This is a genomic window from Hylemonella sp. GW821-FHT10B10, from assembly GCF_059415585.1.
This window is the reverse complement of record NZ_JBWKNN010000005.1, coordinates 21,067-33,411: the sequence shown is the minus strand read 5'-3', so window position 1 is coordinate 33,411 and position 12,345 is coordinate 21,067. Positions and strand designations below refer to the sequence as shown.

14 protein-coding genes are annotated in these 12,345 nt (G+C 65.7%); 3 read left to right on the top strand and 11 right to left on the bottom strand.

Features of this window, described 5'->3' with window-relative positions; all coding sequences use genetic code 11:
- Positions 1-46: 46 nt before the first annotated feature.
- The 11 genes from flgL to flgB form a co-directional block, all read right to left on the bottom strand.
- Positions 47-1,360 carry a flagellar hook-associated protein FlgL gene (gene flgL / locus AC07NT_RS17815; RefSeq protein WP_498600271.1) on the bottom strand — a complete coding sequence of 438 codons (1,314 nt, stop codon included), beginning with the start codon at positions 1,358-1,360 and terminating at the stop codon, positions 47-49.
- A gap of 23 nt (positions 1,361-1,383) precedes the next feature.
- A complete protein-coding gene (flgK, locus tag AC07NT_RS17810) occupies positions 1,384-3,423 on the bottom strand; it encodes a flagellar hook-associated protein FlgK (protein ID WP_498600269.1) in 2,040 nt (679 codons plus the stop codon).
- A complete protein-coding gene (locus AC07NT_RS17805) occupies positions 3,420-4,286 on the bottom strand; it encodes a glucosaminidase domain-containing protein (RefSeq protein WP_498600268.1) in 867 nt (288 codons plus the stop codon). The genes flgK and AC07NT_RS17805 overlap by 4 nt, the downstream gene beginning before the upstream one ends.
- A gap of 1 nt (position 4,287) precedes the next feature.
- Positions 4,288-5,406, bottom strand: coding sequence for a flagellar basal body P-ring protein FlgI (locus AC07NT_RS17800; RefSeq protein WP_498600266.1), 1,119 nt, complete (start codon positions 5,404-5,406; stop codon positions 4,288-4,290).
- Positions 5,407-5,467: 61 nt separating this feature from the next.
- Positions 5,468-6,145: a flagellar basal body L-ring protein FlgH gene (locus tag AC07NT_RS17795; RefSeq protein ID WP_498600264.1), complete on the bottom strand. Its 678-nt coding sequence runs from the start codon at positions 6,143-6,145 to the stop codon at positions 5,468-5,470.
- Positions 6,145-6,927: a flagellar basal-body rod protein FlgG gene (gene flgG / locus AC07NT_RS17790; RefSeq protein ID WP_498600262.1), complete on the bottom strand. Its 783-nt coding sequence runs from the start codon at positions 6,925-6,927 to the stop codon at positions 6,145-6,147. Before flgG ends, AC07NT_RS17795 begins: the two co-directional genes overlap by 1 nt.
- Positions 6,928-6,948: 21 nt before the next feature.
- Positions 6,949-7,689: a flagellar basal body rod protein FlgF gene (locus tag AC07NT_RS17785; RefSeq protein WP_498600261.1), complete on the bottom strand. Its 741-nt coding sequence runs from the start codon at positions 7,687-7,689 to the stop codon at positions 6,949-6,951.
- Positions 7,690-7,711: 22 nt separating this feature from the next.
- Positions 7,712-8,956 carry a flagellar hook protein FlgE gene (flgE, locus tag AC07NT_RS17780; protein WP_498600259.1) on the bottom strand — a complete coding sequence of 415 codons (1,245 nt, stop codon included), beginning with the start codon at positions 8,954-8,956 and terminating at the stop codon, positions 7,712-7,714.
- A gap of 18 nt (positions 8,957-8,974) precedes the next feature.
- On the bottom strand, positions 8,975-9,625 hold the full coding sequence (locus AC07NT_RS17775) for a flagellar hook assembly protein FlgD (RefSeq protein WP_498600257.1): 651 nt from the start codon (positions 9,623-9,625) through the stop codon (positions 8,975-8,977).
- Between the two features lie 13 nt (positions 9,626-9,638).
- Positions 9,639-10,043 carry a flagellar basal body rod protein FlgC gene (gene flgC, locus AC07NT_RS17770; RefSeq protein WP_498600255.1) on the bottom strand — a complete coding sequence of 135 codons (405 nt, stop codon included), beginning with the start codon at positions 10,041-10,043 and terminating at the stop codon, positions 9,639-9,641.
- A 40-nt stretch (positions 10,044-10,083) separates the two neighbouring features.
- Complete coding sequence (flgB, locus tag AC07NT_RS17765) at positions 10,084-10,503, bottom strand: flagellar basal body rod protein FlgB (protein ID WP_498600253.1); 420 nt, start codon at positions 10,501-10,503, stop codon at positions 10,084-10,086.
- A 227-nt stretch (positions 10,504-10,730) separates the two neighbouring features.
- On the opposite strand from flgB, the gene flgA reads away from it, so the two are divergent.
- The 3 genes from flgA to AC07NT_RS17750 all read left to right on the top strand — a co-directional run bounded on the left by flgA (position 10,731) and on the right by AC07NT_RS17750 (position 12,294).
- On the top strand, positions 10,731-11,471 hold the full coding sequence (flgA, locus tag AC07NT_RS17760) for a flagellar basal body P-ring formation chaperone FlgA (RefSeq protein WP_498600251.1): 741 nt from the start codon (positions 10,731-10,733) through the stop codon (positions 11,469-11,471).
- 129 nt (positions 11,472-11,600) lie between these two features.
- Entirely contained in the window at positions 11,601-11,921 is a 321-nt protein-coding gene (gene flgM, locus AC07NT_RS17755) for a flagellar biosynthesis anti-sigma factor FlgM (protein WP_498600249.1), read from the top strand.
- A 16-nt stretch (positions 11,922-11,937) separates the two neighbouring features.
- Positions 11,938-12,294, top strand: a complete 357-nt coding sequence (locus tag AC07NT_RS17750) for a hypothetical protein (protein WP_498600247.1) — start codon at positions 11,938-11,940, stop codon at positions 12,292-12,294.
- Positions 12,295-12,345 lie beyond the last annotated feature (51 nt).

The following is a 12,345-nucleotide window of genomic DNA, read 5'->3' as shown; positions in this document are numbered from 1 at the left end:
GTCGCGCGCGGTGCGTTCAAGAAGTCAGTGTGGACAGGGCCCGGGTTCAACTGATGTAGTTGAACAGCGAGAGGCGCTGGATCTGGGCGTAGGTCTGCAGCGCCGCGCTGTAGCCGGTCTGCTGGGTCTGGAACTGCGAGATGCCCTTGATCATGTCCATGTCCTCGGCGCGTGAACGGTCTGCCTCGAGCTGGATGGTCTTGTCTTCCTGGTTGTTGTCGATGATGTCGCCGCGCTTGAGCAGTTCGCCAGCGGTGCCGCGCGCGGACTGCAGGCGATCCATGGCGCTGTCGAGCTGGGACAGGGCCAGGGAGTTGTTGTGCGTGAGCACATTGCCGTTGGGCTTGCCGTCGATGGCGGCGATGGCTGCGTCGACCACAGCGAAGACATCGGTGCGCGTGCTCGCGCTGATGGCCAGGGTGTCGCCGTTGGCGGGCACACCGCGGGCTATGAAGGACATGCCGTCAAAGACGATGTCCTGGCCATCGACATAGGCTTGGTTGGCGAGCACCGGCACAGCAGCGGCGCCCGTGGGATCCGTCACCGGGTCGTAGCGATAGACGTCGTAGGTGATGGTGGGTGGCAGAGCCGCCCCCAGCGGATTGGGTGTGACGTTAAAGGCCAGCGTGTAGTTCTGTCCTGTCAGCGCTGCGGGGTTGACGACCTTGCCGACGTCGGTCCAGGCCTGACCGGTGTTGGTCGTGTTGGTGGCCCGGGCCGGGACCAGCGCGGCTCGGGCGGTGCCCAATGCCGTGGGCACTGCGGCCAGATTGGAGAGACCGAGGTCGAGGTTGAACACGCCATTACCCGTGGGTACATTCATGAACACGGTCTGCCCGTCCATGGCGGAGGGAATGCTCACCGGGCCGCCGGCCTGCTGGCCCGGGATGCCGTTGAAGGTCACACCGGTGGTCAGGTCGACGAAGGGCGCGTTGGCGCTGCCCAGGCCACCGAACAGCGGCACGCCGTTGCTGTCCTGCTTGTTGGCGTAGGTGAAGAGTTGCTCGCGCAGGCTGCGCATTTCCTGGGCCAGGCTGCGGCGGTCTGCGGGAGTGAGCGTGGCGTCACCCGCCTGGACCGACAGCTGGCGGATCTGCTGCATCAGGCCCTGGGCGTCACCCAGGGTGGATTCGGCCAGGCTCATGGAGTTCTTCTGCAGGGCCAGGGCACGCTGTTCGATCTCCACACGGGTCAGCCGTGTCTGGGAGCGTTCGGCCTGGGCTGCGCCCGTGGGGTCGTCGCTGGCGCGCAGCACCTTCTTGCCGGCGGAGAGCTTTTCCTGCAGGTCGGCCAGGTCGGCCTGACGTGTCGTGAGGTTGAGCAGGGTGCGGTCGTAGGAGTTGGCAGTGCCGAGTCGCATGGTTCAGATCCTCGTGTTGGCCTTTAACGGCCAATGCTGTCGATCAGGGTGTCGAAGATGGTCTGCGCCACCTGCATCATCTTGCCGGAGGCCTGGTAGGCCTGCTGGAACTGGATCAGGCGCGCGGCCTCCTCGTCCAGGTTCACGCCCGAGATGCTGGTGCGCTCTTTTTCGAGATTGGTGGCGATGTCCGTCGAAACCCTTGATGCGGACTGGGCGCTCAGGATGCGGGTGCCGATCAGGGCGATGGCGCTGGCGTAGCCGTCGGTCAGCGGGCCGCCGTCGAACATGGCCACGTCGCGCAGATCGAGCATGGCCTGGGCATTGCCGGCATTGAGCTGCGGGTAGGGGTTGGCGTCCACCGTGTAGGTGTCGTTGGCGGCCGGCACACCTTTGAGGGTGAGCGACCAGTCCCATTCGGTGGCCGGATTGAAAGGCAGGTTGGTCGTACGCCCCGTGGCACCAATGGCTTGGCTGGGCACATAGGTGTATTTCTGGCCTGCCGGGTGCGCGGCGATGGCGGCGGCGTAGGCCGCGCTGTTGGTGGCCAGGGGAGGCGGGCCATCCAGGGTCGTGACCAGGGCTGCGTAACCGGCGTCGTCCGAGCGGACGTATTGCCCGGGGCCGATGAAGCGCAGGGTGACAGCCGGTGCGGGCAGGGTGGTGGGCACCGTGTTCACCGACAAACTCTGCAAGCTGACGGTGCCGGTATTGGCCGCACCGGCACTGGCGGCGATGGGGCTGGCCATGGCCAGGCCGCGCGGCGAGGCAAAGGCCGTCGCGATGCTGCTGGCGGAGGTGTTGAAGGGCTTGAGCAGGAAGTGGTCGCCGATGGCAGCGGCGCCACCGAAGGTGATGTCCAGACCGTCGATCTGCACGACCGGTGGCGCGGCTGGGATGGTGAACGCTTGCTGGGTGCCGTCGGACAGCCGGGTGATGGTGCCTGCATTGGCGGCGGTGAAGACCACCTCGTAGTCCGTGGCCACAAAAGAACTGGTGCCCGTGGGGGTGGTCTGGATGCTCAGGGCCAGGGTGGCCGTGCCGGTGTTCTTGTTGGAGGCCAGGCCATTGGGCAGGGCGGCCAGGCTGAACAGCGGCGAGCCGGGGTTGCCGTTGAGGTCCAGGCCCAGGGCCTGCTGCTCGTTCATGCGCGTGCCGATGGCCAGGGCCATGCGGCCCAGCAGGTTGCGGGCCTCGAGCAGGTCCTTGTTCTGGAAGCGCAGCATGCCGCTGACCTCGCCGCCACCCAGCATGGTCTCGTCCAGGGTTTTGGTGACGCCGGCGATTGTGATGGCGAGCTTGGACTTGGAAAGGTCGGAGAACTGGTCGGTGACGATGGATACGGGCGAGGCCGTGGTGCCCAGCACCAGGGCCTGGCTGCCGAGGAAGATGCCTATGCTGCCGTCGTCGGCCGGAATGCTGGTGGTCTGGATGTATTTGTTCAGATCGCGGATCAGCTGGTCGCGCTGGTCCAGCAGATCGTTCGGGGACTGGCCGTTGCCCTGCGCGCGCGTGATTTCCTGGTTGGCCTTGGCGATCTGCGCGGCCAGGTCGTTGATGGCTCGCGCGTCGGTCTTGAGCTCTTCGACGGTGCCGATCCGCAGCTGCTCCAGCTGCAGGTTCATCTGGTTGAAGCGCGTGGCCATCTCATCGGCGCGGGTCAGCGCCACCGAGCGTGCGGTCAGATCGGTCGGCGCATTCACGATGTCGCTGAAGGAGTTCAGCATGTCGCTGACCGAGGCGCCCAGGCCGTTGCTGCCGCCCTTGAAGTAGTTCTCGAGCTGGTTCAACTTGTCCAGACGGATGCTGTCGGACGAGGCAATCGACTGGGCGCTGGCGGCCTGGCGGGTCAGGAAATCGTTGTAGCTGCGCGTGACCGTGAGCACGTCCACGCCCTTGCCGAAATAGCCGCTGCCGGTGAACTGGCCGGCGATGTTCTGCAGCACCACCTGCTGGCGCGAATAACCGGGCGTGTTGACGTTGGCGATGTTGTTGCTGACCGTCTGTAGCGCGGACTGGTTGGCGTTGAGCGCCAGCACACCGATGTTGAGAATGCCGCTCATGACTGGCTCCTGGCCTCAGAGGCGCGCTGCAGGCGCAGTGTGGTGTTGATGGCGCGGCTCAGCTTGTCCGCGTAGTCGGGGTCGGTGGCGTAGCCGGCGTCCTGCAGGCCTTGGGTCCAGCCCTGTACCGATTGGGTCTGCTGGCGTGCCTGCGCATAGCGCGGGCTGTTGCCGATCAGGCTGGCGAAGTCGCGGAAGGACTCGGCCGGCGTGTCATAGGCACGAAAGCGCGCCACGGTCTTCTGGGGCATGCCGTCCACGTATTCGGTGGTGGTGACCTCGGCCACCTTGCCTTTCCAGTCGGCCCCGGCCTTGATGCCGAAGAGATTGTTGGAGGAGCTGCCGTCCTTCATGAGGATCTCGCGCTGGCCCCAGCCGCTTTCATGGCCGGCCTGGCCCAGCAGGTAGCTGGCGGGCAGGCCGCTGCTGCGTTGCACTTCCTGGGCGGCAGCGCCGTGTTGCTGCACAAAACCGCGCGCGGCGGCGGGTGCCGGCATCGGACTGGTCGCGTCGAGTTCGGTGGTGACGCCGGCCTTGTCCTTCATGCCCATCTGCTGCATAAGCTGCTTGGCGATCACTTCGGCCAGGCCACCGGGCCGGCCAGCCATCTGCACCGCGAACTGCTGGTCCAGCAGGTCCGTACCCAGGTCACCGCCCGGGCTGTCCAGCATGCCGCTTTTCATGGAGGCGTTGGCCTCGCGCATGCTCTTGAGCAGCTCGCGCATGAAGAGCGCTTCGAACTGCTTGGCGGTTTCCTTGACGGACTCGGGCGTGGACTGCCCGGCCTGGAACTTCAGGCGGTTCAGGCTGGCGCCGTCGGCAGCCAGCGACTGCGTCAAGGGGTTGAGTGCGCCGGACTGCATGTCAGATCACTTCGAGTTCGGCGTTGAGCGCACCAGCGGCCTTGATGGCCTGCAGGATGGCCAGCAAGTCCTGCGGCGTGGCGCCCAGGGCGTTGAGCGCGCGCACCACATCGGCCAGCTTGGGCGCTGTGGGCAACTGGATCAGGATGCCGGGTTCCTGGCGGATTTCGATATTGGCTTTCTCGGCCACCACGGTCTGGCCCGACGAGAGCGGACCGGGCTGGCTGATGATGGGTGTGGACGTGATGCTGACCGAGAGGTTGCCGTGCGCGATGGCGCAGGGGCCCAGGGTCACGGCCTGGTTCAGCACGATGGAGCCGGTGCGTGAGTTGATCACCACCTTGGCCGAGGGCACCGAGTTTTCCAGCGGCAGTTCCTCGAGTTCGGCGAGGAAGCTGATGCGGTCGTTGGCCTCGCGCGGGGCGCGCACGTCCACCGTGCGGCCGTCGAGCGCGCGGGCCACGCCGTCGCCGAAACGAGTGTTGATGGCCGCGGCCACACGGCGCGCGGTCTGGAAGTCGGAGGCTTCGAGGCCGAGCTTGATGCTGTCGCCTTCGAGCAGGGGCGTGGGCACAGCGCGTTCGATCTGGGCGCCGCCCGGGATGCGGCCGGCACTCAGGTGGTTGATCTGCACACGGCTGCCACCGGCAGCAGCGCCGGCACCGGCAATGATCAGGCTGCCCTGGGCCAGTGCGTAGACTTGGCCGTCGGCGCCGCGCAGCGGCGTGGAGATCAGGGTGCCGCCCTTGAGCGACTTGGCATTGCCCATGGAGGAGACGGTCACGTCCATGCTCTGGCCGGGACGCGCGAAGGCCGGTAGCTGGGCCGTGACCAGCACGGCGGCGACGTTCTTGAGCTGCAGGCGCGAGGCGAGCTCCGGCGAGAGGGCGATGCCCAGCTGCTGCAGGTAGTTGCTCATCGTCTGCGTGGTGTATGGCATCTGTGTGGTCTGATCGCCCGTGCCGTCCAGGCCGATGACCAGGCCGAAGCCGCTGAGCTGGTTGCTGCGCACGCCTTCGATGGCCGCCACTTCCTTGATGCGACCGGCCTGGGCCGGCGCGATGGCCAACAGCCCCAGCAGCAGGGCTGTGGCAAGGCGGGCAAGAGAGCGGGTGTTCATGATACGGTTCTCAAGTTCTTGCTTGGCGTGTCGAAGATGTCGTTAAGCGTAGTGCTGGGCTTCAGAACGGCGATACGTTCATGAAAAAGCGCGTGAGCCAGCCCACGGTCTGGGCCTCGTGCTGCGGGCCGCGGCCCTTGGACTCGACCCGCACATTGGCCACCGAGCTCGAGTTGACGATGCTGCCCGGCAGGATGGCCAGCGGATCGACGGTACCAGTGAAACGCAACACGTCGACGTTGTGGTTCAGGCCGATCTGCTTTTCCCCTGTGACGACCAGATGCCCGTTGGGCAGCACCTCGGCCACGGTGGCCGTGATCGAGCCCGAGAAGGTGTTGGCGGCTTCGGTGCCGCCCTTGCCCGAGAAATCGGCTTCGCTGGCCGCGCCGATGCGGAAGTTGTTCTCGGCCACGGTGCCCGGGAACTTCATGCCCGGCACGGCGGTGATGCTGCCATCGATGCTGCTGGTGCGGTTGGCCGTGGAGCTGGACTTCTGGCTGGCCGTGACGTTCTCGACGATGCGGATGGTCAGGGCGTCGCCGACCAGGCGCGCCCGCCGGTCTTCGAAGCTAGGGCGGTAGCTGGTGTTCTGGAACAGGCTGCCCGTGGGCATGCGCGAGCTGGCGGGGGCCGGCGCCAGGGCCAGGCGCGGTTCGGCAAAGTCGACTTGAGCCGGCTTCGGGACGGCGGAGCAGCCGGCCAGCGCGACGGCCGCGAGGAGCAGGCTCAGGTGTTTCATCACAGTTGCCCCAGCTTCTGCAGCATCTGGTCCGAGGTCTGGATGGCCTTGGAATTCATCTCGTAGGCGCGCTGGGTCTGGATCATGCCGACCAGTTCCTGCACCACATTGACGTTGGAAGTCTCGAGGAAACCCTGCATCAGCTGGCCCAGGCCGTTGGTGCCCGGTGTGCCTGTGTTGGGCTGGCCCGAGGCGGCGGTTTCGGCATAGAGGTTCTGGCCACGCGGGTCCAGGCCGGCCGGGTTGATGAAGCTGGCCAGCGGTATGGTGCCGATGGGTTGCGGTGTGACGTTGCCGGGGATGGTGGCCGTGACGTTGCCGTCGGCCGAGATCGAGACATTGGTGGCGTTGGCCGGCACCGTGATGCCGTTGGCCACCGGCAGGCCGTTGCTGGTGACGAGCTGGCCCTGGGAGTTGACCTGGAAGGAACCGTCACGCGTGTAGTTAAGGGTGCCGTCGGGCATGGTGATCTGGAAAAAACCGTTGCCCTGGATGGCCACGTCCAAGCCATTGCCCGACTGCTGCAAGCTGCCCTGCGTGAAGTTGCGGCTGGTGGACACGGTGCGCACCCCCAGACCCACCTGCAGGCCCGTGGGCAGCTGTGATTGCTCGGAGGTGGCCGAGCCGACCTGGCGCAGGTTCTGGTACATCAGGTCCTCGAACACGGCGTGCGCGCGCTTGAAGCCGTTGGTCGAAGAGTTTGCCAGGTTGTTGGAGATGACGTCCAGCTGCATCTGCTGGGCTTCCATGCCGGTCTTGGCGATCCAGAGGGAATTGAACATGATGGCTTCCTAAAAAGGGCTTCAGCCTTGCAGGCTCAGCAGTTGACCGGCGGAGCGGTCGTTGGATTCGGCGGTCTGCATCAGGCGCATCTGCACCTCGAACTGGCGCGCGGTCTGGATCATGCCCACCATGGTCTCCACGGCGTTCACGTTGGAGCCTTCGAGCACACCCACCAGCATGCGGGCGTTGCCGTCATTGGGCAGCGGGGCGCCCGATTGCGGGCGGAACAGGCCGTCCGCGCCACGCTTGAGTGGGTCTTCCGCGGTGGGCGTGGCCAGCTTGAGGCGCCCCACATTGCTGGAGGGCTGGTTGCCGGTGCGCGCGCTGATGGTGCCGTCGGAACCCAGGCTGATGACCGAGTCCCGCGGCAGTTCGATCGGTCCGCCGCCGTCGGACAGCACGGGCAGGCCGTTGCTGGTCTGCAGCACGCCAGTGGGGGAGACCTCGAAGCCGCCATTGCGTGTGTAGGCCTCGGTGCCGTCCAGGCCCTGCACGGCAAACCAGCTGCTGCCCTGCGGCATGGCATCCAGATCGCGCCCGGTGCGCTGGGCCGGGCCCGGCGCATCGCGGTGGCCCGAGGTCGCCTCCAGCGCGAACACGCGTGTGGTTGCGCCCTCGCCGCGCAGGGGCACGGCGCGGTAGGCCGAGAGCTCGGCGCGAAAACCGTTGGTCGAGACGTTGGCCAGGTTGTTCGACAGCACCGACTGCCGGTGCGCCGCGGCATTGGCCCCGGTCATCGCGGTGTAGATCAGGCGGTCCATGGTCTGTCTCTTTCTTCCGTGCTTAACGCAGGTTGACCAGGGTCTGCAGGACCTGGTCCTGCGTCTTGATGGTCTGGGCGTTGGCCTGGTAGGCGCGTTGCGCGGTCATCATGTTCACGAGCTCGGCCGTGAGGTCCACGTTAGAGTCTTCCAGCGCGCCTGAGCGCGTGGCGCCGAACTTGCCCTGGCCGGGTTGGCCCATGAGGGGCTGGCCCGAGGCGTAGGTTTCAGCCCAGTTGTTGCCACCGATCGGCTCCAGGCCCTGCACATTGCGGAAGTCCGCCACGGCCAGCATGCCAGTGGCCTGGGTCTGCCCGTTGGAGTAACGCGCAGTGACCACCCCCAGTTCGGAGATCGACATGCCCACAAAGGAGCCAGCGGTGTAGCCGTTCTGGGTCAGGTCGGTGATGCCAAAGGCCGCGGCATATTGGGTCACATTCGAAATGTCGAAGGTGGCGACGATGTTCGGCGTGATGCTGGGTGCTGTCGGCGTGATCGTCACCGTGGGCATGACAACCGGTGCCGACAGCTGGCCGGTGGCGTCAAAGGACATGGTGAACAGCGGGGTGTTGGCGGGGGTGGTGGGGGGGAGATTGGCGTCCCACACCAACCAGTTGTCTGCGGCCGGCGGACCTGCCGTGGAGGGATCGCGGGTGAAATAGACACTGAACAGGGCTGGATTGCCCTGCGAGTCATACACGTTCAAGGCCGTGCCATAGGTCGTGTAGGGCGGCGTGTCGGTCACCCGGTTGTAGATCGTTTTGTCGCTGGCGTTCAGATTAAATTCGGCCGTGATGCTGGTCGTGGCCTGGGCCGGGATGGGCGCGCCCGTGGGCAGCACCAGCGGGCCTGGGGTGGTGCTGGTGGGTACGCCGGCGGTCGTGGTGGGATAACCCATGACCTTGGCGCCGCCGTTGGTGACGATGGTGCCCTGGTTGTCCATCTTGAAGTTGCCCGAGCGCGTGTAGGCAGTGGTGCCGTCCGGCATCTGCAGCTGGAAGAAGCCCCCGCCGTTGATCGCCACGTCCAGCGCATTGCCCGTGATCGAGATATTGCCCTGCGTGAACTGCTGGGCCACCGTGTCCAGGGCCACACCCAGGCCGGCGTTGTTGCCCCCGCCCGCGCCGATGGACGAGGCCACCAGTTCGGAGAACTCGGCGCGCGAGTATTTGAAACCCGTGGTGTTGCCGTTGGCGATGTTGTGGCCGATCACGTCCAGGTTCTTGCTGGAGGCGTTCAAGCCGGAGAGGCCTGTCTGAAATCCCATGATGCGTTCCTTCCGGGTTTAGAAAATGGCGGCGACTTTGGAGTACGGCACGTTCTGGCCGCTAAGCAGATCGAGGCTGAGGGCGCCGTCAACCGTGCCCACGGCCAGCACGCGATCGCTGGTGTAGGTGGTGGCGGCAACGGCCTTGCCGTCGTTGACGGCAGTGACGCGGTAGTTCAGGCTGGTGTAGTTGCTGAACTTGGTTGCGTCCCAGGTGAAGGAATTGCGGCCGGCTTCCATGGCGCCCGAGGAGATGGTGTCCAGCACCGTGCCTGCGGGCGAGAGGATCTCGATCTTGACCTGGCTGGCCGAGCCGCCGAGGTCGAAGGCTGAGCCGGCCATGTGCGTGGTCGTGTCGCGCCAGAGTGTGTTGCCCGGGACCAGCACGTCACGGCCCACCAGGGAGGCGCCCTGCAGCACCTGCATGGCGGTGAACTGGGTCGACATGCTCTTCATGGTGTCGTTGAGCTGCTGGATGCCGCTGACCGTGTTGATCTGCGCCATCTGCGTGGTCATCTGCGCGTTGTCCATGGGGTTGAGCGGATCCTGGTTGTTGATCTGCGCAACCAGCAGCGTGAGGAAGCGGTCCTGCATCTCTGCCGACGTTGTCCCGCCCGCGCTGGACGCGTTGGTGGGGGTGTAGGTGTAGCTGCTGACAGGGGTGGTCATGGTTGGCTCCGGATCACTGGCCCATCTGCAGCGTCTTGAGCAGCAGGGTTTTGGCGGTGTTCATGACTTCGACGTTGTTCTGGTAGGAGCGCGAGGCCGAGATCATGTTGACCATCTCCTCCACCGGGTTCACGTTGGAGTGGCTCACATAACCTTCGGCGTCGGCCGAGGGGTGGGTGGGCTCAAACACCCGACGCGCTGGCGTCTGGTCTTCCTTGATGCTGCTGACCTTGACGCCGGCCGATGAGGCGGAGTCCATCAGCACGGTTTCGAAGGTCACCTGGCGGGCCTTGTAGGTCTGGCCATCGGGGCCAGCCACCGCGTCGGCATTGGCCAGGTTGCTGGCCACCACGTTGAGCCGCTGGGACTGCGCGCTGATCGCGCTGCCCGAAACCCCGAAGATGGAGAACATGGACATGATGGTTTTCCTTATGCCGGTTCAGTGGCTGGGCTGCGACTTATTGGCCCGAGATCGCGCTCAAGATCGTGCGCGAACTGCCGTTAATGAAACGCAGGGTGGATTCGTAGCGCACGGCGTTGTCGACGAATTTGCCGCGCTCGCGGTCCAGGTCCACGCTGTTGTTGTCCATGGCCGGCTGTGTCTGCACGCCGTAGCCTAGGTTGGAGCCCAGTGCGCTGCCACTGGCCGTGAGCGGCAGGTGGCGCGGGTTGGGTGCGCTGGTGGCGGGTTGTGCCAGGCCGGCAGCGCTGGAGCTGTCGAGGGCCTGGCTCATGGCCTCGCGGAAATTGAAGTCACGGGCTACGTAGCCCGGGGTGTCGGCATTGGCGATGTTGCTGGCGATGGTGCGTTGGCGTTCGGCGCGCGCAACCAGGGCCTTCCCGTGGAAGTCCAGTGTGCCTGTCAGTTTGTCGAACATATTGATCACCTCTGCGGTCGTTGGGGCCCTGGGGCGAGTGCTGGCTGGGACCCCGTACGGAAATTATGGGAAGAACTTGAATTACCGAGCCCCTGAAATACGGGGGTAAAGCTGCGCATTTGCCCGCTTTACGCCTTGGGCCTGTACGTATAGTCGGCAATGTGGGTGGAGTCCTGAGCACTTTTTTGTAACACCCCACGACGACGCTCGGACAGGAGATGCAGCTCATGCAAGCGAATCAAACAGGCAGAAAGATGTGGGCACGTGCCGCACTGGTCCTGCTCGCCTGGGCGTTTGTCCAGCTGCCGGCCCAGGCCCAGGCTGTGACGGGCGAGGCCCAGTTGCCGGCGCTGGCGCAGCAGTGGCTGGACCAGACCCTGGCCACCCAGGCCGCGCGCATCGGCCAGCCCGTGCGCCTGCAGGGCACGCTGGGGCCGCTGGACAGCCGCCTGAAGCTGGCGTCCTGCGCCCGCGTCGAAGCTTATCTGCCGCCGGGCAGCCGCCTCTGGGGCCAGGGCCGCATCGGCCTGCGCTGCCTGGAGGGCGCGACCCGCTGGAATGTTTCCATGCCCGTGACCGTCAAGGCCACCGGATCGGCCTGGGTGCTGCGCCGTGACGTGGCGCCGGGCCGCGCCCTGGAAGAAGGGGATCTGATGCTGGCCGAGGTGGATTGGGCGGCCGAGCCCAGCCCCGTGCTGGCCGGGGCCCATGACTGGCAAGGCCAGGTCGCCACCCGCGCCCTGGGCAGCGGCCAGACCCTGCGCCAGAACATGGTGCGCGCCGCCCAGGTTTTCCAGGCCGGCGCCCAGGTGCGGGTGCTCGTGCAGGGCGGCGGCTTCCAGATCAGCTCCCAGGGCCAGGCCCTGTCACCGGGTGTGGTGGGCCAACTGGCCCGGGTTCGTACCGACAGTGGGCGCGTGCTTACTGCCACGGTTCTGGATGCCCGTACAGTCCAGGTCGAGATGTGAGAGCTCTAAACGAAGGAAAAGCGGAGAAAAGCCTCAAGTCAGTCATGATGCTGCCGATACCCAACGTACGGGGCAGAACATGCCCTCCCGGCGGGTAGCTTCCACCCGCGGCAGTTTTTGGAGAACACGATGAAAGTAGGCCAACCGGCAGATTTGCCCAAAGTTTCGACACCGCCCTCGGCGGCGTCAGGCGCGGCTGCACCTGCGAAAAAGGAAGCAGCGGCTACGGCCACCAGCACGGCCAGTTCCAGTGGCGTGGCCGTGACGGTCTCCACCTCGGTGCGCAGCCTGGAGCAGGCCAACCGCGGTGAAGCTGCCGACATTGATACCGAGAAGGTCAATGCGGTGCGCCAGGCTATTGAAGACGGCACCTATGTCGTCAATCCCGAAGTGATCGCTGACAAATTGCTGTCCAACGCTCAGGAAATGCTGAACCGCACGCAGAACTGAGCCCCACGGAGTCCCCATGCTGCCCGCCGAAATTGAAAAACCGCTTTTGCTGATCGAATTGCAGTGCGAGGCCGTGGCAGCTGGCGTGGCCAGCGGTGAGCCCCAGGCCCTGGAAACAGCGAGCAATGGCCTGCGCCAGGCGGCGGTGGATTTTGCTGGCCTCGTGGACCAGCTGGGCGGTGCACCCCAGGCCGGCCCCGAATTGCGTGCCCGCCTCAAGAAGCTGGCCGTCCTGCTTAATATCCAGCGCGAAAACCTCATGCGCCGCAGCGCCGTGATCGAACGCGGCCTGCATGCCCTGGTGCCTTCCACGCAGAAGAGCACTTATGCGCCGGCGGGGCGGGCGGCTGTGTACCGGGGTTTTGCGTCCTGAGACACCGGGAGCTCTGAATGAACAAAAGGCTGCCTTGGGCAGCCTTTTTTG

Coding starts and splice junctions, on each gene's coding strand:
- flgL (WP_498600271.1), bottom strand. CDS start 1,360: ATGCGACTCGGCACTGCCAACTCCTACGACCGCACCCTGCTCAACCTC.
- flgK (WP_498600269.1), bottom strand. CDS start 3,423: ATGAGCGGCATTCTCAACATCGGTGTGCTGGCGCTCAACGCCAACCAG.
- AC07NT_RS17805 (WP_498600268.1), bottom strand. CDS start 4,286: ATGCAGTCCGGCGCACTCAACCCCTTGACGCAGTCGCTGGCTGCCGAC.
- AC07NT_RS17800 (WP_498600266.1), bottom strand. CDS start 5,406: ATGAACACCCGCTCTCTTGCCCGCCTTGCCACAGCCCTGCTGCTGGGG.
- AC07NT_RS17795 (WP_498600264.1), bottom strand. CDS start 6,145: ATGAAACACCTGAGCCTGCTCCTCGCGGCCGTCGCGCTGGCCGGCTGC.
- flgG (WP_498600262.1), bottom strand. CDS start 6,927: ATGTTCAATTCCCTCTGGATCGCCAAGACCGGCATGGAAGCCCAGCAG.
- AC07NT_RS17785 (WP_498600261.1), bottom strand. CDS start 7,689: ATGGACCGCCTGATCTACACCGCGATGACCGGGGCCAATGCCGCGGCG.
- flgE (WP_498600259.1), bottom strand. CDS start 8,956: ATGGGATTTCAGACAGGCCTCTCCGGCTTGAACGCCTCCAGCAAGAAC.
- AC07NT_RS17775 (WP_498600257.1), bottom strand. CDS start 9,625: ATGACCACCCCTGTCAGCAGCTACACCTACACCCCCACCAACGCGTCC.
- flgC (WP_498600255.1), bottom strand. CDS start 10,043: ATGTCCATGTTCTCCATCTTCGGGGTTTCGGGCAGCGCGATCAGCGCG.
- flgB (WP_498600253.1), bottom strand. CDS start 10,503: ATGTTCGACAAACTGACAGGCACACTGGACTTCCACGGGAAGGCCCTG.
- flgA (WP_498600251.1), top strand. CDS start 10,731: ATGCAAGCGAATCAAACAGGCAGAAAGATGTGGGCACGTGCCGCACTG.
- flgM (WP_498600249.1), top strand. CDS start 11,601: ATGAAAGTAGGCCAACCGGCAGATTTGCCCAAAGTTTCGACACCGCCC.
- AC07NT_RS17750 (WP_498600247.1), top strand. CDS start 11,938: ATGCTGCCCGCCGAAATTGAAAAACCGCTTTTGCTGATCGAATTGCAG.